This window comes from Neorhizobium sp. T6_25, from assembly GCF_002968555.1.
Classification (GTDB): Bacteria; Pseudomonadota; Alphaproteobacteria; order Rhizobiales; family Rhizobiaceae; genus Neorhizobium.
Window position 1 is genome coordinate 24,603 of record NZ_PVBL01000040.1, and the last position, 17,488, is coordinate 42,090.

Here is a 17,488-nt window from a genome sequence, read left to right on the forward strand (position 1 = left end):
TGAATTAAACTCCGCGTCGAGCCGACCTTCAGTCATTGCGGCTGTCAAAGAATACCCTATTCTGCGACCTTCCCAACGCTGCTACATGGACGCCTGAGATGCTGGACTTCGATCCGTTATATTCGACCCCTCAGGCTGCGTCGATCGAACGGTTCATAGAACAGCACTATGCAATTGCAGGGTCGGTTCGCTGCCGGATGCTTCATCGTGGTTTGAACGACGTCTATCTCGTCACCGACAACAGCGGTCAGCGTTTCGTTTTCCGACTTTCCCACGTCCGGGCCCGCGGTCGAGCCGATGTCGAAACCGAGACGGCTTTCCTCGACCATCTTTCGCGGCGAGACGTGCCGGTCGCTGCACCCATCCCGACGCGTGATGGTGCCCTCTACACCAAAGGACGCGCTCCAGAAGGGGTGCGTGAAGGCGTGCTTTTTCAGGCGGTCGCTGGCCGAGAGCCTAACGCGACCGATGCTGCCGATGCGCGGGCCAACGGGAAGACCCTCGCTCTGATGCACAATGCAGCCGAGACATTTTCGTCTGACGGAGCATTGTATTGGCTCGACCTCGAACACTTGCTGCACCGGCCGCTCACACGGATACGCGATAGCGGAATCGTGGAAGACGCCAAAGTCCTTAGCGACCTTGAAGATATCGCCTCGCGCACCGCCAAGGCGATCGACGCGCTCCGCAATCTGACGTGGACGTATTGTCACGGAGACTGTCATGGCTTCAATGCCAGGATCAACGACGCGGGCGACGCGGTCTTCTTCGATTTCGATGACGGAGGCCCCGGATACCTCGCGTACGACCTGTCCGTGTTCCTGTGGGCGAAGGTGTCTTTCGGCCGGAAGCTGACACCAATGTGGGACGCGTTCATCGAGGGATATCGAGCGGTGCGGCCGATTGCCCCCTACGACTTCGAGGCAGCACAGCGTTTTGTCATCGTCCGCCACTTCTGGCTGATGGGGGAGTACGCCAGCCGATCGCAAGAATGGGGTACCAACGCTGTCGGCTGGGTCGCTCGGGAAGCTACGTTCCTCAAGACCTGGGAGACGGATCGGTTTGCCGACCGTCTATTCTGAGGTCGGCGTCGCCGAGTTTCGACACAACTCATTCGAACGCAGGTGGGGTAGGCTCCGTGGCAGACACCCAGTGGACCCACACGCGGACCCCGCGATCCTTCAGCGCCTCGAAGATGCGTCTGGTCGGCGTGCCGGCGGTCGTGACCTCATTGTAAAACTCGTCGTTGAGAACCCGCACTTCTTTCAGGGCAGGCAAGTCGAGCAGAGCCTCGATACGGTTCATCCCGGTGCTGAGGTTCAGGGATTCCAGTTTGCGGAACGGCAGAAGGGTGCGTACATCGACCTCTCCGATCATCGAGATCGCGGAAAAGCTCTTGAGGTTCCGGCAGAGCTCGATCCCCGACAGGTCCTTGACGTCGAAGGCGTTATCTTCGCCATCCCAGAAATACCAGGTGTATTCATAGACCGTTCCACCGCCGTCGAACTCGATCTCCTCCACGGCGGCGAGAAGCTCGTCGGTCAGCGGATACCGCTCCAGGTAGTCCCGGGCCTCGGAGATGATCTCGTATCCCTCGTGCTCGAGATCGACCGCTCGACGGAGGACGTGCGTGGCGAGCTGTTCAGGGGAGCCGAGATCGATCTGCTTCGCGTCGAGAAGCGAAGACAGGACTACGAGCTTGAGGTTTGGGTCCGCGAAAGGCGCACCGGCAATGCCTGCGGCCGCCGGGTAGGGTGGTTCAGTCGGTTCCGGATACTCGGCCTCCGGGTTGGAAAAGACGATTTCGTTGACCGTTTCGAGGGTGAGGCGGACACGTAGAGTATAGCCCTCGGGAAACCGCCGCACACCCATGCGCACCCCTCGCATCATCGGCAGGTCGTCGCCGATCTCGAGAGAGGCCATGGCGGCGCGCACCTGCTCGATCTTCATCTCCATCGCGATCCCGTCGACCGGGTGCAGGAAGCGATGATTGTAGTTGAGCATGCCGATCAAGCCGTCCTGATCGATCCACGCGACGAACCCATGGCTGTTTTCGAGCAGGTCAATCTTGCCACCCTTGTGTGGGGCAGGTGGCTTCCAGGCGGAACCCATTGCTGCCTCGACCTTCGCCATCGGCATACCGGGCCGCAGGATTGCGAGCGCTGCGACATCCACGTTGTCGTTCAATGCCGCCATCACCTGCCCTCCATGAATGCCTGCAAGCATGACTGCGGCCGCGCCCGCCAGAAATTCCCGTTTCCGCATCAAAACGTCTGCCGTTCCCTGTGTCGTCGCCAATGTTAAAGCCGCCGCGCGACAAATATACTGGTGCAACCGACTTTCAATGGAAGCCTTACCAAGTTGGTGACTTTAGGAGGCGTGGCTGCCTCAATAGGACGCCCCCAAATTGAAAGTCACAGCAGAGGTCGGCGCGGCATTTGACCCAAGACTCTCCGAAATTGCCGGAGGACGGCTTGGTCTCAGCTCACCGGGAAGCCGGAGCGGCCTGCTGCTAGATGTGACATTCATTTTTTACCAATCATTAACCATCTCCGCATTTGATGCCACCGTCTACCTAGCGCGCATGAAGCGTCCAACAATCCCAATCACATGAGCCTGTTATGACGAGCCTTCTCACGAATGCTAGCGCGATTTCTGCGCTCCAAACGCTGCGACACATCGCAGGGAATATGGTGGAGACGCAAAGGCAGGTCTCTACGGGGCTGCGTGTGGCGTCTGCCTCGGACAATGCTGCTTACTGGTCGATCGCTACGACCATGCGGTCGGACAATGGAGCGCTTTCCGCAGTCAAGGACGCCATCGGTCTTGGTGCTGCGAAGGTGGATACGGCATACGCCGCAATGGAGTCGTCGATCGATGTTGTCGCGGAGATCAAAAACAAGCTCGTCGCAGCGTCCGAGTCAGGCGTTGATCGTGGTAAGATTCAGGAAGAAATCAGCCAGTTACAAAGCCAGTTGAAGAGCATCGCCTCCTCTGCCTCGTTCTCTGGCGAGAATTGGCTCCAGGCTGACATCAGCGGAAAATTCGACGCCGCCAGTCGTGGATATGTGGCTGGGGATGCGCAGCAGAAGCAGATTGTAGGAGCCTTCAACCGGGATACTTCAGGCAACGTTGCCGTCAGAACAATCGACGTGGAGTTGGACGAGACGAACGTCTTAATTGACCTTACGGGCAATCACGGCGGCATCTTGGACCAAGGCATTCTCGTTGGCGCGAGGAATTCCGGTATTCAAAGCTTTTGGGCAAGCCCGGCGCAGGACCTTTATGTCAGGACGTTCGAGTTAGGTCCCACCTGGATCAGGGACGAGACGAACCCCGAGGTCTACTTTGACCCGATGTTCCCTTCTCTCCCTTACATCTTGTTTGAGGGGGCTTACGTTCGTGCATGGCCGACCTTCCCGCGAATGGAGCGGAGTCCCGTCGTTGAGACGAGTACTGAAGCTGCAATCGGAGCGACCCACTACGCTAACGAAATTTCGGTATTGACGCTCGATATAACGAAAATGCAGGAGAACAAGACAGCGCTGCGCCTTGGAACCTATGCAAGTGACGATCAAGTTATTGCTTCATTGGTACCCTTCGTAGATCGCCAATTGGAGAAAATGGTGAATGCCGCTGCAAAGCTGGGATCGGTTTCCATGCGTATCGAACTGCAGCAGGAGTATGTGTCGCGCCTTACCGATACTATTGATCGCGGTGTAGGACGTCTCGTCGACGCGGACATGAACGAAGCGTCCACTCGACTGAAGGCACTGCAGACACAGCGGCAGCTGGCCACCCAATCCCTCTCAATCGCCAACGCGGCTGCAGATAGTATTGTCACTCTCTTCCGATAGAGTCTGGCGTGAAACCGGGTGATGTCTCGGAAGGCACTTAAATCGCGGTTCAACCCGATCGACGCTGGCGCTACGCCGCGGCTGCTCAGGGGAGGGGTTCCTCAAAGTCTGCCGAATGTCACTCCAGAACGTTTGCCCACAACCGATGTTGCCGTCACGGCTTCTCCGCTCCGTGCGCTCAGGTCGCTCTACGCCCGTAAATTGCGCGGACTGAAGCTAGCGGTTATACCCCAGGGACTCCGCAAACCTTAGCAAACTCTACGATGTTGATATCGTCTTTTTTCTGACGCGGGGGCGGGTTCGTTCAACCAGGTCATCTAGCACGCAGAGGCTTTGGGCGATGTAAAGTAACGCGCGTATATTGTTTCGCTGCTTGCCAATCTGGGATTGCATTCCATGGCGGACACGCCGACCGTCGCGGAAATCGCAGGCAGAGACGACGCCATGGACATTACCGTCAGCGTCGGCAACTCCTGCTCGCTGGCGAGATTCCGCGGCTGGATGTCCTGAGTCGCGAACGCGGCGAGTGACTGCGAGGACTTGTTCAAACCGCCGATACACGGAAAATCCGGTTATGTCGTCAACCCGTCATTGTGCTGTAATGCGGTAGAGCCTAATGTGTCACACCAATCCCCGGCTGTAGAGGGAGGGGATGCCGTATGAACCGCGTGAAGTGCGAATTCGTGTCCCTTCTTGGGGCCCATCTGCTCGTTTGATGCTTTGGGGGAGGCGGAATGACCGAGAGAAAAGCAGGGCTTCGGCCTGACACAATCGCTGCGATAAAACGGCGAATCGCGGCAACCGAGACCAATCGGACGAATACCCGACTGCTCGTTGCTGAAGGTAATTGGCGCTTGGCGGAACCCGATGTGACAAGGGCTGTGGCCTATACGCAGAGGATCGACCGGAAGGCTGGTCATGCCGAGGCGCAGGTCGGAACAAACGATTTCCAGCAGGCGGCGTTTCTGACTGCCGGCGCACGTGCGATGAAGGCCATAGCCCGAGTCGCTCTCGAGAGCCGTTGGGAATCCCGGACGGGAACAGGCTTTCTGGTCAGTCCCCAACTTTTCCTGACCAACCAGCACGTTATCAATAACGAGGCAGACGCCGAGCTTACGCAGATCATTTTCGACGACGAGTTGGATGAGAACGGTCGACCTCGGCCCAGGACCACTTTCCGCCTCGATCCTCGGACATTTTTCCTCTCGTCGGACGAGGCGAAGTTCGACTACGCGCTTATCGCTGTTGGCGAGCGGATTCAAGGTTCGGGAAGACTCGCTGACTACGGCTTCGCCGCTTTGAGCCGAACACCCGATCGCCACCAGAAGGGCATCAACGCGAACATCATTCAGCACCCCGAGGGCCAGTGGAAGAGCGTGGTCCTGCGGAACAACCTGATTGTCGATCGCGACGAGGTTGACGGTCTCCTGCTTTACGAAACAGACACGCTTAAGGGATCGTCTGGGGCGGGAGTGTTCAACGACTTTTGGGATGTCATCGCTCTCCATCACTATGGCGAGGTGGACAACGAGGCAGCAGTTGGCGACAGCTCGAAGCCGCGTCTGGTCAACGAGGGTATTCGGATTAGTGCCATCTACGACGACCTGAGTGCGCGGATGGAAGGGCTGTCAGGTCGGCAGAGAGAGCTGCTCGGTGGTGCACTTGTACTCTGGAAGGATGAAGCTCCCGCCGAGAGGGAACTTACTCCGACACCGACGCATCCCGATACCGATGACGAAGAACATCCACAAAAGGCCGAGACCTTGTCGGTTCACTATGAAACCAGCAACAAGCGGGAAGACAGCGTCATGAGCAGTTCTGGCACGGAAGCCAAAATAGTCGTTCCGCTTGAAATCATCGTCCGTCTCGGAACGCCTGGGCAGGATTCGTCGCCCGCTCTGCGCGACCTTACCACTGCTCCCATCTCGAAGGCGGAAGCGGCCAGGATCGATCGCGACTATTCCAGCCGCCGCGGCTTTAATCCCGAATTCGTGCCCGGCCTCGAGATAGACCTCCGCGTGGTAGTTGAGCCGGTCAAGGCCAGCATCGCCCCGTTAATCGAACAGCGCGAGGGCCGCGCGACCGGAGAGCTGCCGTACGAAAACTTCAGCGTGGTGATGCACCGCGAGCGCAAAATTGCGATGATCACCGCCACGAATATCGACGGTGAGACCTACGTCGCCATCGACCGGAAGACGGGACTGCCTGCCGAAAATCAGCCGGAGCGGGAGGGCGACAGCTGGTACAAGGACACCCGGATCGCCGAGGAATACACGCTCACGAATGATTTTTATGGGGAGTGGAGCCACTATTTCGATCGGGGACACCTGACAAGGCGAAACGATCCGACGTGGGGGCCGAACGCACGTCGCGCGAACTACGATACCTTCCATTTTACCAACTGCTCTCCCCAACACTGGAAGTTCAATCAGACAATACAGTTCTGGCAAGGCATAGAGCGGTACGTCCTCGAGCAAGGACTCTGGGCGACAGGCCTGGACAAACAATTGACGGTTCTTCAAGGACCTTTGTTCGACGCGCCCCAGCCTCAATACGCGGAAGACGTGCTCATCCCGAACGCATTCTGGAAGATCGTAGTCTGGAATGGATAGGGTGGCCTCAAGGTAGTTGGCCTTGTCGCGGATCAGACGCGCTTGCTGCCGATCAAGCGCCCAAAGAGCACGCCTCGACCTGACGAGGACGCAAGGGTCAACGTTCAAGAATTCCGCTCGTCAGTCAAGGATATCGGAAAGCGGAGCGGTCTGGATTTCTCGATGCTTGTTACCCACGACACGGCGGGTGGCGACCTGCCCGAAGTCGGAGAGGGACGTCAACTTATTTCCAGCTTCGACCAATTCAATGTGCGTTGAGTCGCCACCGATTGCGTGGCTGTGCTCCCAGAGCCAAACTTTCTGAAGTTGCGGGAGGGCGCGGCCAACGATAACGAGCCGCCAATGGATGAGGAACTGGCCGACCTGATCGCGGGTGACTGGTAGCCTTTGTCAGGTCAGCGACGTTTCGGCGTAGTCGATGCTGAAGCCGAAGCGAAGGGGCGCTATATGATCTCGATCCGCATCAGAGACCTTGATTACAAGTTTTTCTGGCGGCGGAAAGTTGCGGCAGGCAATTGGGAAGCCAAGGACGTTTAGTCGGCTAAGCAAGTCAGCCATGCGCTCGACGAGCGTCGTCGGTTCCGTTGGCTTGATCAAGTCTTACCTTCTGCCCATCAGCCCACGAACGGGCGAACTTCTCGAATGAGAAATGTTTCTCGGAGACTTCACCGTCTTCAACAACGCGGACGGTGAACTGCTCGTCTTCGGGGATGACTTTGACGGAATTCGTCATCTTCCACTCCTGTACAAGGCCACTGTCACACTCGATGGCTCCGCGCCATCAGGGCCCCCAAGATATCGCAAGAGCGGGCGCTGCCAAGGTATCTCAGGACTCCGTACGGTCCCAGACGGTGAAGCCTGGCTAGTCGGCCGGTTTTTCCGTCGCAGGCGTTGATTTTGGCTTGTTCAATGGAGGCTGATCGATGCCTGCTTTGATCTTGATGCGCCGTTCAAGCGGCTTGAATCCGGCCTCGTCAAGACAGGAACCGAGGGAGACGTTCTTCAAGGTCTTGACCCTGATGCTTCGCTTTACGGGCTTTGCCATCTCGCTCCTCCATCTCCAGTAAGCCCGCACCATGTACCCAGCCCACCCATCGGGCAAGGCTCAACCGCCGCCGTCCCGAAAAATCAATCGAGCCGGTCATTTAGCGGAATGGGCTTAGAGTGCTGATTCATTTCACGATTCCAAAAATTGATTGTTAGCGTCGGCTAAAAAACCAATTCGGACCAGCTTGACTCTTCCTTTTGGGCGGAACAGAAGAAGAACATCAGCCGTTTTGAGGGACATGAAGTCCTGTGCAACGCGAACCTGAGGAGGGTCGTGAACGATGTCGCATGCCCGCAACTCTCGGGTCGTCGAAGAGCTCCGAGAGCGCATCGCGCACCTGGAAGGTTGCGCATCCCGGAAGGCGGTGGTGCTGCCATTCGGTGTCCCCGAGGTCGATGAGCGACTCCCGGGAGGCGGCCTGGCATACGGCGCGCTTCATGAGGTCGCAGGCGGCGGTTCCGGAACGGTGGACGGCGCAGCAGCGGCCCTGTTCACGGCTGGGATTGCTGCGCGATCAAAGGGCAAGGTCCTATGGTGTCTGACCCGCCCCGATCTCTTCGCCCCGGCGCTTTCGCAGGCGGGCCTCCATCCCGACCGGGTCATATTCTGCGAATCCGACAAGGAGGAGGACGTTCTGGCGTCAATGGAGGAGGGTCTGGCCTTTGGCGGTCTTGCGGCCGTCGTAGGTGAACTGGTGCGGTTGCCGATGACGGCCTCCCGCCGCCTTCAGTTGGCCGCCGAGAAGACGGGAACGATGGGGCTGGTCGTCAGGAGGTGGAGGCGGCAGACCGAGGCCGCGGACTTCGGAAACCCCACGGCTTCGACGACGAGGTGGCGTGTCAGCGTACTTCCTTCCGAGCCGTTGCCAACTGCGGGCGTTGGGCGGGCCAGATGGCTGGCGGAACTAATGCGTGTCAAGGCGGGCGAGTGTGCCGAGTTTGAGTTAGGAGCATGCGATGCCAAGGGTCGTCTCAGTTTACTTCCCGTATCTCGCGACAGATCGGATACGTCGTCATGGCAAGGGAGCCGTGCCAGCTGACCAGCCACTTGTCGTGATCTCGCGGAGTGGCTCGAAGCGCTGGGTGTCGGCCGCCGACACTGCTGCCCGCAAGGTCGGCCTTCGCGTCGGCATGGCCGCCAGTAAAGCTCAGGCCGTCATCGCGAACCTGACGATGATCGACGCCGACCCGGCTGCGGACGCTGCCGCGCTCGAGCGGTTGGCGCTGTGGGCACTCCGGCAATACAGCCCCGTCGTCGCCGTCGATGGCGTGGATGGTCTCGTACTCGACATCGAGGGTGCCGACCACCTGCGCGGCGGGGAAGAGATGTTGATCTCGGGCCTCGTCAATCTGCTCCGCAGCCGCGGCCTGACGGCGAGAGCCGCCGTTGCGGACACATGGGGTGCTGCCCATGCGATCACCCGCATGACGACTGCAGAGACCACGGTTGTTCCCGTCGGAGGCGTCAGCAAGGCCGTGGTCGAGCTGTCCATCCACTGCCTACGACTGCCGTCCGACACCATCCAGGGCCTTCGGACCCTCGGCGTAGAGACGGTCGGCGAACTGTCGGCGATGCCCCGCGCTCCGTTGACCCTGCGTTTCGGGGCGGAAGTCGCACGGCGGCTCGATCAGCTTTTTGGTCGGGTGGCCGAACCCATCGAGCCTTTGCGAACACCTGAACTTGTCGAAGTTTCCCGGAATTTTCAGGAACCCATCGGCGCGGCAGAGACGATCGCGAAATACATCCGAAAATTGGTAGCCGAGCTTACAGCCAGGCTCGAGAAGCGCGGCCTCGGCGTTCGTCGTTCCGACCTTGTCGTCCATCGCGTCGACAACACGAGGCAATCTGTCCGGGCTGGTCTCCAGAAGCCTGTCCGCGATCCCGCTCGGCTGTCGAAGCTTATCTGTGACCAGATCGAAAAGATCGATCCCGGCTTCGGTATCGACAAGATGGTCCTCGTCGCGGTGATGACCGAGCCGCTGGAAGAGCGGCAGATCGCGTCATCGCTGATCGAGGAACAGGTCGTCGATGTGACCCCGCTCATCGATATCCTCGGAAATCGAGGTCAGCGCCTGTATCGAGTGACGCCGGTAGCTTCCGATGTCCCCGAGCGGTCGGTCATGAGGATAGCTTCGACCGCGGACGAAACGGGGGCAGACTGGGCCGTGAAGTGGCCTCGTCCGTCGCGACTGCTGGCCCGTCCGGAGCAGATCGAGACCATCGCCGTCCTGCCGGACCAGCCGCCTGTCGTCATCAACTGGCGTGGCAAACGACGGCGCATCGTCCGGGCCGACGGCCCCGAGCGCATATTCGGCGAGTGGTGGTTGCGTCCGCGCGAAATGGAAGCTGTCCGCGACTACTTCGTCGTCGAGGACGAGAACGGCGAACGCCTCTGGGTCTACCGGGCGGGTGACGGCGTCGATACGGCGACAGGCTCTCACAAGTGGTTCCTCCACGGGGTCTTCGCATGAAATACGCCGAGCTCCAGGTCACGACGCATTTCAGCTTCTTGCGGGGAGCGAGTTCCGCCGACGAACTCTTCGCCACCGCGGCTGCGATGGGAATCGACGCGCTTGCTGTCGTGGATCGCAATAGCCTTGCTGGCATAGTCCGCTCTTGGGAGGCGGCGAAGACGAGGGGCGTTCGCTTGGTTGTCGGCTGCCGTCTCGATCTCGCCGACGGCATGTCGCTCCTTGTCTACCCGACCGACCGTCCTGCCTACTCCAGGCTCACCCGCCTGCTGTCGTTGGGGAAGAGCAGGGGCGGCAAGGGAAAGTGCATCCTTAATCTCAACGACGTGGAAGCCTACAGCGACCACCTGATCGCCGTCCTGATCCCGGACGAAGCCGATGATGTCTATGCGGGACAGCTCCGCAAGGTCTCTGCCATCTTTGGTGACCGCGCCTATGTCAGCCTATGCCTTCGCCGTCGTCCGAACGACAGGCTGCGCCTGCACAACCTGTCTAACATCGCGTTTCGCCACAAGGTCAAAACGGTCGTCACTAACGACGTGCTGTTTCATGATCCCTCTCGCCGCCAGCTCCAGGATATCGTGACCTGCATCCGCAGCCGCACCACGATCGACAGCGTGGGCTTCGACAGGGAAAGGCATGCCGACAGGTTTCTGAAGGCTCCCGAGGAGATGCATCGTCTGTTTTCCGAGTACCCGGAGGCGCTTGCCCGCACCCGCGAGATCGTCGATCGCTGCAAGTTCGACCTATCCGAACTCCAGTACCAGTATCCGGAGGAGGCGCTAGTTCCCGGTCTCGATGCCCAGCAGTCGCTGACGAAGTTCGCCTGGGAAGGTGCAGCAGAGCGTTATCCCGAAGGCATCCCGGAGAAAGTCCGAAAGGCGATCCTTCACGAACTCGATCTCATCAGGAAGATGTCGTATGCGCCCTATTTTCTGACCGTCTACTCGATCGTTCGCTTCGCCCGCTCGAAGGACATCCTCTGCCAGGGACGCGGGTCCGCCGCCAATTCGGCCGTCTGCTACTGTCTTGGGATCACCAGCATCAATCCCGAGACATCCGACCTGTTGTTCGAGCGCTTCGTGTCGATGGAGCGCAACGAGCCGCCGGATATCGACGTCGATTTCGAGCACTCCCGCCGCGAGGAGGTCATCCAGTGGATTTACGAGACCTACGGGCGTTCGCGCTCGGCTCTCTGCTCCACGGTCACCCGCTATCGGGCAAAGGGCGCGCTGCGCGACGTCGGGAAAGCGCTCGGACTGCCTGAGGACCTTATAACGCAATTGTCGTCCGGGGTCTGGGGCTGGTCGGAAGGCGTCGGGGAGAAACAGCTCAAAGAGAACAACATGAACACGGCGGACTACCGCCTGAAGCTGGCGCTGGACCTCGCGTCCCAGCTGATGGGCGCGCCCCGGCATCTCGGCCAGCATCCGGGCGGGTTTGTCCTGACACAGGACAGGTTGGACGACCTCGTGCCGATCGAGCCGGCCAGCATGAAGGACCGCCAGGTCGTCGAGTGGGACAAGGACGACATCGAAGCCCTGAAATTCATGAAGGTGGACGTTCTGGCCCTGGGAATGCTGTCGTGCATGGCTCGCTCGTTCGAACTCCTGGCCGAACACAAGAACGAGCCGATGAGCCTTGCCGACGTCCCGCAGGAGGATTCGAAGACCTACGCCATGATCCGTAAGGCCGACACGCTCGGGACATTCCAGATCGAGAGCCGTGCCCAGATGGCAATGCTGCCGCGCCTGAAGCCAAGGACGTTCTACGACCTGGTCGTCCAGGTGGCGATCGTCCGGCCGGGACCGATCCAGGGCGACATGGTTCATCCCTATCTTCGCCGCCGGGAAGGCAAGGAAAAGGTCGAATACCCGACGCCGGAACTCGAAGCCGTCCTTGGCAAAACCCTCGGCGTTCCGCTGTTCCAGGAGAGCGCCATGAAGGTCGCGATGGTCTGCGCGGGCTTTTCGGCGGGAGAGGCCGACCAGCTGAGACGGGCCATGGCCACGTTCAAGTTCACGGGCGGGGTCAGCAAGTTCAAGGACAAGCTCGTCGATGGCATGGTGAAGAACGGTTACACCCGCGAGTTCGCCGAGAAGACATTCACGCAGCTGGAAGGCTTCGGAAGCTACGGCTTCCCGGAGAGCCATGCCGCTTCCTTCGCCCTCATCGCCTATGCGAGCTCGTGGGTAAAGTGCCATCACCCTGACGTTTTCTGCGCCGCCCTGATCAACAGCCAGCCGATGGGTTTCTATAGCGTCGCGCAGATCGTCACCGACGCCCGTCAGCATGGCGTCGAAGTCAGGCCCGTTTGCGTGAACGCATCACGCTGGGACTGCACCATGGAACGGATCGGCAAATCTGATCGGTTCGCCGTCCGGTTGGGAATGCGGGTTGTCAAAGGGCTTTCCGAGATCGACGCCGCGCGCATCATCTTGGCCCGCGCCGACCAGCCGTTCGAAAGCGCCGACGACATGTGGCGGCGGTCGGGGATTCCGACGGCGTCCCTGGTTAAGCTCGCCCACGCGGATGCCTTCCTTCCGTCTCTAGGTCTCGAACGCCGTCAGGCACTGTGGGACATCAAGGCGATGCGCGACGAGCCGCTGGAGTTATGGGCAGCCGCGGCCGAGCGCGAGGCCGCGACCGTCGCCGAGATGCAGGAGCCCGAAGTCGTCCTAAGATCGATGACCGAAGGCAGGGAGGTCGTCGAGGACTATACGAATACCGGACTGACCCTGCGCGCCCACCCGATGTCGTTCCTTCGCAAGGACCTCGAGGCGAAAAAGATAGTCACCTGCGCCGAGGCGATGGGAGAGCGTGACGGAAGGTGGCTCTGGACGGCGGGGCTGGTTCTCGTGAGGCAGCGGCCCGGATCGGCCAAGGGCGTGATGTTCCTGACGCTGGAAGACGAGACCGGGATTGTCAACGCCGTCGTGTGGCCGAGCCTCTTCGAACGCCAGCGGCGGGTACTTATGACGGCGTCCATGATGGGTATCCATGGCCGTATCCAGCGTGAAGGCGAGGTGGTTCATCTGGTAGCCCAAAAGCTTTTCGATTTTTCGGCCGACCTGTCGAGCCTGAGTGAGCGCGACGGGGACTTCCCGCTACCACATGGCCGCGGAGATCAGGTCAAGCATGGCGGCGGTCCCGATCCACGGGACCACCCGAAGCCCGCAGTGCAGGCGAGGGACATCTATATCCAGGACCTCCACATCGATACGCTGAAGGTGAAGAGCCGGAACTTTCACTAGTAGGACGGGCGTTTCCAGCGAACTCGTTTCGGTATCGGCGCTGAGATGGCGTGAAGGCTTTCAGCTTAGCTTGAAAGCTGTTGTTTCGGCCACGAAGCGACGAATCTTGCGACAGGAGTGCGCCTTCAAGTAGGACGTAAAGGCAAGCTGGTGAGATGCCCAAAAGCGGCCATACCTCTGAAGCGTCGTCATGGCGCGTGTGCGCAAAGAACGGACATTCGCTCTACGACAGGTCCTGCCCAATTAGGACCCTCTCGTCACCGACAGGTTGTAGGTTACCGTCGGACAGAAACGGATATTCGTGATAGCGGAGCACTAGGTTGCCTCGCAGAAAAAAGTACAACTAACATTCATCGTATGGTTTCCTCCTTCCAAATCCGATATTAGATTGTTGCGGGATGGAGGGGTGTTTGCTTGAAAAAAATAGATTTACACATCCACACAAAGACTAGCTCTCAGGATAAAGATTTTCTGTTCAGCGAAGACAATCTCAAGCGCTATGTGCGGGATGCTGAACTAGATTGCATTGCGATTACAAACCATAATCTATTTGATAGGGCGCAATTCGAGAAAATCACGTCAATTCTGGATATTCTTGTTCTTCCGGGAATAGAGATCGATGTTGAAAAATGTCACATCTTGGTCTTGGCCGACGGACGAGACCTAGATGGATTCGCTGGTGTATGCAATTTGGTCGAGCAAAGATGGCGAGAGAGCGGGTCGCCGCTGCGGTATGAAGACTTCAAGTCTATTTTGGGCGACCTCCGTCATTACATCATCATTCCACATTATCTGAAGGAACCAGGTATAAGTCCTGAAACCTTGGAGAAATTCGAAGGTCTTATTCACTGCGGCGAAGTCAGTAGCCCTAAAAAATTCATGGCTTGCCACAAAGACCCCGAAATGCTCGTCCCAGTGTTTTTTAGCGACTGCCGAATCAGTGACAGACTTACCGATCTCCCTACCAAACAGACATATGTTGACTGTGAGGAGCTAACGTTCGGTACCCTGAGGCAGGTTTTAAAGGACAGAGATAAGGTGTCTTTGTCGAGTGCTGGCGGGTACAGCCACTTCCAAATATTTCCCGACGGACAGAAGCTTTCAACTGGATTGAATGTGGTACTGGGCGATCGGTCTTCTGGAAAATCTTATACGCTTCAAAGAATATGCGAGTGGTTCGGCGCGGAGAACACTAGATATATACGGCAATTCGATCTTGTTGCTCGCGATGAGGTGGAAGATGAAAGAAAATTCAAAGATTTTCTTAGTTCGAAAACAAGCCTTTTCTCCAGAGAATATTTGGCAGACCTGCAAGATGCGGTTGGCCATATGCTCGAAATCGACCTAAAATCGGACCTGGACTCCGTGGAGAAGTACGTCTCCTCTTTGCTGACTTATGCGCGAGACACAAGTCGCCACGACGCGTTCTCGAAAGCTACCATTTACAACGAGGAGCCATTTCAACAAAAAAACCTAACTGGCTTGGAAACGCTGATACAGTCCACAAAACGCCTCGTCAGCAATGTTGAGTATAGATCATTAATTGATAAGCACATTCCGCTGGACGCACTCCGAGCGTTGTATATTGAGCTGATGATTTCATACGGAACTCAGACTGAGGGTAATCTAAAAAGGGATTGGGTAAACAGTGTCGTTAATGACATCAAAACGAAGCTTCAGAGAAAGTCATCTACGACAAGTGTGACGAACGTTGATCTTCTGCGAGTCGCAACTAACAAAAGAGCTGTAGCCAAATTCGAAGAACTGGTGAAAGCCGCTCGAAAACCAAAGATACCGCTTCGTAAGAAGAAAGGTAGTTTTGACATTGTTGCGCAGGTCGGCCCATTTTCCGGCAGCGGCGAACTAAAAGAGCTTTCCAGATCGCAAAAAGCCTTCAGTTCCGCCTTCAAAAAGTATGATAGGCCCTATGAATTCCTACAAGAACTCCGAAATATTGGGTCTCCAGTTGAAGCTGCTGATTTCAGCAGATACCTAGTCAAGGTTGAATATAAGATTCTGAATAGAGATGGGCTCGTTGCATCTGGAGGTGAGCGGTCGGAGTTTTTCTTGCTAGACCAGATTGAGGGAGCGAATTCCGCAGATATTCTCCTCATAGATGAACCAGAATCGTCATTTGACAACCATTTCCTGAAGTCTGAAGTTAATGAAATTATAAAAGAAATGTCTAGGAAGATGCCCGTTGTCGTAGTCACGCACAATAACACTGTCGGTGTCTCGATCCGCCCGGATTACCTCCTCTACACTCAGAAAAAAATAGAGGATGCAACAATCAAATGGCGAGTTTTTTCCGGGTCACCAACAAGCAAGGGGCTTGTCTCTACAGATGGATTTGAGGTGAATACAAGAGACATACTTCTTGGAAACCTGGAAGCAGGGGTGAAAACCTATGAAGAACGGAGTTCTACCTATGAAAATCTTAAAGATTGAAGAGGGGTGCGGACATTTTTGGGTGCAAAGCTCCGAAGAGTGGCGCAAAATTGACGAGATTGACAAAGATGGGTTACTTTCTCTGCTGGATTTATTTCTTGAGGGTGATGTCCAAATGGATGCCCCTGACGAAGGAAATCTGCGTAATGAAGTCCATCGAATCGTTTACACTCACATTTACCAGAAACTATCCTCGCTCGCCGAGAGTAAATCTTCCTTCAAAGACGACAGCGAACGACTTTATTTCGATGAGATTAACAAGTACGCGTCTTGATGCTTTAACCCCATAGCTCATCCCTCAATTCCCACCTGAACAAAGGCGGGCTTTGGTCGCAAGCTGCTATCGCTGACTATTAGATTGAATGGCAGCTATATGTCTTTCGTCGCCCGCAACCCGACATTCTGCAAACGGCCCCAAACCGGACATCGGGCAAGGTTTCACGCTATGGCTTTACTTCCGACATCAGCGCCACCCACGAACTCGCCGTCGACGCGGCGATACATGAGCTTCGCCCATGTTTGATGACAGCCTCAGTGTCGTCTGGGAGAAGAAGTCTGACTCAGATGGGCTTCCGATGACGTAGACAGAAACCAATTCGGCGCGACTTGCCGAGAATTAAGTCGGGCATCGGAGTAGTCATGGGCAGGGGGATGGTCGAGAACCAGTCCTGCGGTCATGTGAACCGTACTTTGGAGGTCCGAGGTCTCTAAATCAACGCGACGTTCATCCGGAAGCCCTTTACGTTCCACCTGGTACACGACGTACTGCGAGAACGATGCGTCTCAACAAAGCCGTAGCAGCAGACCGCTGATGCCTGCAATGCCCCACATCGCAGGTGCATTCTTGCGCGGACATGCTACTGTGCCGCGATGCTCAGGGGGTGGAATGTCGGTCATTCGGCGTAACAACGTTGTGGTCTCCGGACATGGAGAAAAGGCAATCGTCTTCTCGCACGGTTTCGGGTGCGACCAGAACATGTGGCGGTTCGTTGCTCCAGAATTCGAAACCCGTTTCCAGACCGTACTGTTTGACCACGTCGGTGCTGGCAAATCAGATCTCGGTGCATACGATCCTGAAAAGTACGGCGACCTTCACGGCTATGCCGAAGACCTCGTGGAAATCGGCGAGGCGCTTGGCCTGAAAGATGCTATATTCGTGGGGCACTCGGTGAGCGCGATGATCGGCGCTTTGGCATCCCTCAAAGCTCCTGACATGTTCGAGGCGCTTGTGATGGTCGGCCCGTCGCCCCGCTATATCGACGACATTGGCTATAAAGGAGGCTTCAGCCCGGCAGATATTGAGGAATTGCTCGCTTCGCTCGCGGACAATCACATGGGTTGGTCGATGGCAATGGCTCCAGCGATCATGGGAAACTCGGACCGCCCGGAACTCGGGCAGGAGCTTGCCGACAGCTTCTGCAGGACCGATCCCGCGATCGCGAAGGCATTCGCACGGGTGACCTTCACTTCCGACAATCGCGCCGACCTGCCGCGGGTGACGGCGAGAACGCTCATACTCCAGTGCAAGGATGACATCATCGCATCGGAAGCGATCGGCGAGTATGTACGCGACCATATCCCGGGAAGCACGCTGGTCGTCCTTGACGCGACTGGTCACTGCCCAAATCTCTCGGCTCCTCGCGAGGTCGTCGCCGCCATCCAGGACTTCGTCTAGAGCAGATCCTGTGATCGATGAATCGATTGTGAGGTGACGCGGCGAGCCGAAGCTGATTCAACATCTACAGCGATGAGGTGGGTGATGGCGCAAGCATTGAGCGATGATCTTCGACAACGCGTA

Annotated in this window: 14 protein-coding genes; 10 read left to right on the forward strand and 4 right to left on the reverse strand. The window is 57.4% G+C overall.

Features of this window, described 5'->3' with window-relative positions; all coding sequences use genetic code 11:
* Positions 1 to 98 precede the first annotated feature (98 nt).
* The gene (locus C5L10_RS31660) at positions 99 to 1,082 is read left to right on the forward strand and encodes a phosphotransferase enzyme family protein (protein WP_105432933.1); all 984 of its coding nucleotides are present in this window, start codon (positions 99 to 101) and stop codon (positions 1,080 to 1,082) included.
* 28 nt (positions 1,083 to 1,110) lie between these two features.
* Here the strand turns inward: C5L10_RS31660 and C5L10_RS31665 are convergent, their stop codons facing one another.
* Positions 1,111 to 2,265 carry a hypothetical protein gene (locus tag C5L10_RS31665; RefSeq protein ID WP_245448326.1) on the reverse strand — a complete coding sequence of 385 codons (1,155 nt, stop codon included), beginning with the start codon at positions 2,263 to 2,265 and terminating at the stop codon, positions 1,111 to 1,113.
* Between the two features lie 356 nt (positions 2,266 to 2,621).
* On the opposite strand from C5L10_RS31665, the gene C5L10_RS31670 reads away from it, so the two are divergent.
* The 3 genes from C5L10_RS31670 to C5L10_RS31680 all read left to right on the forward strand — a co-directional run bounded on the left by C5L10_RS31670 (position 2,622) and on the right by C5L10_RS31680 (position 6,727).
* Positions 2,622 to 3,857 (forward strand): flagellin, encoded by a 1,236-nt coding sequence (locus C5L10_RS31670; RefSeq protein WP_105432934.1) that lies wholly within the window; start codon positions 2,622 to 2,624, stop codon positions 3,855 to 3,857.
* 734 nt (positions 3,858 to 4,591) lie between these two features.
* Positions 4,592 to 6,469, forward strand: coding sequence for a DNA/RNA non-specific endonuclease (locus tag C5L10_RS31675; protein WP_105432935.1), 1,878 nt, complete (start codon positions 4,592 to 4,594; stop codon positions 6,467 to 6,469).
* A 42-nt stretch (positions 6,470 to 6,511) separates the two neighbouring features.
* Positions 6,512 to 6,727, forward strand: coding sequence for a hypothetical protein (locus tag C5L10_RS31680; RefSeq protein WP_105432936.1), 216 nt, complete (start codon positions 6,512 to 6,514; stop codon positions 6,725 to 6,727).
* Positions 6,728 to 6,859: 132 nt separating this feature from the next.
* On the opposite strand, the gene C5L10_RS34035 is transcribed toward C5L10_RS31680, so the two are convergent.
* The 3 genes from C5L10_RS34035 to C5L10_RS31690 all read right to left on the reverse strand — a co-directional run bounded on the left by C5L10_RS34035 (position 6,860) and on the right by C5L10_RS31690 (position 7,475).
* Positions 6,860 to 7,066, reverse strand: coding sequence for a hypothetical protein (locus C5L10_RS34035; RefSeq protein ID WP_172717283.1), 207 nt, complete (start codon positions 7,064 to 7,066; stop codon positions 6,860 to 6,862).
* Positions 7,020 to 7,202, reverse strand: coding sequence for a hypothetical protein (locus tag C5L10_RS31685; protein WP_105432937.1), 183 nt, complete (start codon positions 7,200 to 7,202; stop codon positions 7,020 to 7,022). Before C5L10_RS31685 ends, C5L10_RS34035 begins: the two co-directional genes overlap by 47 nt.
* Positions 7,203 to 7,331: 129 nt before the next feature.
* Positions 7,332 to 7,475 (reverse strand): hypothetical protein, encoded by a 144-nt coding sequence (locus tag C5L10_RS31690; protein WP_172717284.1) that lies wholly within the window; start codon positions 7,473 to 7,475, stop codon positions 7,332 to 7,334.
* 322 nt (positions 7,476 to 7,797) lie between these two features.
* On the opposite strand from C5L10_RS31690, the gene C5L10_RS31695 reads away from it, so the two are divergent.
* From C5L10_RS31695 to C5L10_RS31720, 6 genes are all read left to right on the forward strand, one after another.
* Entirely contained in the window at positions 7,798 to 8,556 is a 759-nt protein-coding gene (locus C5L10_RS31695; protein ID WP_105432939.1) for an ImuA family protein, read from the forward strand.
* Positions 8,474 to 9,988: a DNA polymerase Y family protein gene (locus C5L10_RS31700; protein WP_205837114.1), complete on the forward strand. Its 1,515-nt coding sequence runs from the start codon at positions 8,474 to 8,476 to the stop codon at positions 9,986 to 9,988. Before C5L10_RS31695 ends, C5L10_RS31700 begins: the two co-directional genes overlap by 83 nt.
* Positions 9,985 to 13,242: an error-prone DNA polymerase gene (locus C5L10_RS31705; RefSeq protein WP_105432941.1), complete on the forward strand. Its 3,258-nt coding sequence runs from the start codon at positions 9,985 to 9,987 to the stop codon at positions 13,240 to 13,242. The genes C5L10_RS31700 and C5L10_RS31705 overlap by 4 nt, the downstream gene beginning before the upstream one ends.
* A gap of 414 nt (positions 13,243 to 13,656) precedes the next feature.
* Complete coding sequence (locus C5L10_RS31710; protein WP_105432942.1) at positions 13,657 to 15,690, forward strand: PHP domain-containing protein; 2,034 nt, start codon at positions 13,657 to 13,659, stop codon at positions 15,688 to 15,690.
* A complete protein-coding gene (locus C5L10_RS31715) occupies positions 15,671 to 15,964 on the forward strand; it encodes a hypothetical protein (protein ID WP_105432943.1) in 294 nt (97 codons plus the stop codon). The genes C5L10_RS31710 and C5L10_RS31715 overlap by 20 nt, the downstream gene beginning before the upstream one ends.
* A gap of 612 nt (positions 15,965 to 16,576) precedes the next feature.
* Entirely contained in the window at positions 16,577 to 17,365 is a 789-nt protein-coding gene (locus C5L10_RS31720; RefSeq protein ID WP_105432944.1) for an alpha/beta fold hydrolase, read from the forward strand.
* Positions 17,366 to 17,488 lie beyond the last annotated feature (123 nt).

Excerpts from the sequence above, each read along its gene's own strand:
- C5L10_RS31660 (WP_105432933.1), top strand. The coding sequence starts at position 99 with ATGCTGGACTTCGATCCGTTATATTCGACCCCTCAGGCTGCGTCGATC.
- C5L10_RS31665 (WP_245448326.1), bottom strand. The coding sequence starts at position 2,265 with ATGCGGAAACGGGAATTTCTGGCGGGCGCGGCCGCAGTCATGCTTGCA.
- C5L10_RS31670 (WP_105432934.1), top strand. The coding sequence starts at position 2,622 with ATGACGAGCCTTCTCACGAATGCTAGCGCGATTTCTGCGCTCCAAACG.
- C5L10_RS31675 (WP_105432935.1), top strand. The coding sequence starts at position 4,592 with ATGACCGAGAGAAAAGCAGGGCTTCGGCCTGACACAATCGCTGCGATA.
- C5L10_RS31685 (WP_105432937.1), bottom strand. The coding sequence starts at position 7,202 with ATGACGAATTCCGTCAAAGTCATCCCCGAAGACGAGCAGTTCACCGTC.
- C5L10_RS31695 (WP_105432939.1), top strand. The coding sequence starts at position 7,798 with ATGTCGCATGCCCGCAACTCTCGGGTCGTCGAAGAGCTCCGAGAGCGC.
- C5L10_RS31700 (WP_205837114.1), top strand. The coding sequence starts at position 8,474 with ATGCCAAGGGTCGTCTCAGTTTACTTCCCGTATCTCGCGACAGATCGG.
- C5L10_RS31705 (WP_105432941.1), top strand. The coding sequence starts at position 9,985 with ATGAAATACGCCGAGCTCCAGGTCACGACGCATTTCAGCTTCTTGCGG.
- C5L10_RS31715 (WP_105432943.1), top strand. The coding sequence starts at position 15,671 with ATGAAAATCTTAAAGATTGAAGAGGGGTGCGGACATTTTTGGGTGCAA.
- C5L10_RS31720 (WP_105432944.1), top strand. The coding sequence starts at position 16,577 with ATGTCGGTCATTCGGCGTAACAACGTTGTGGTCTCCGGACATGGAGAA.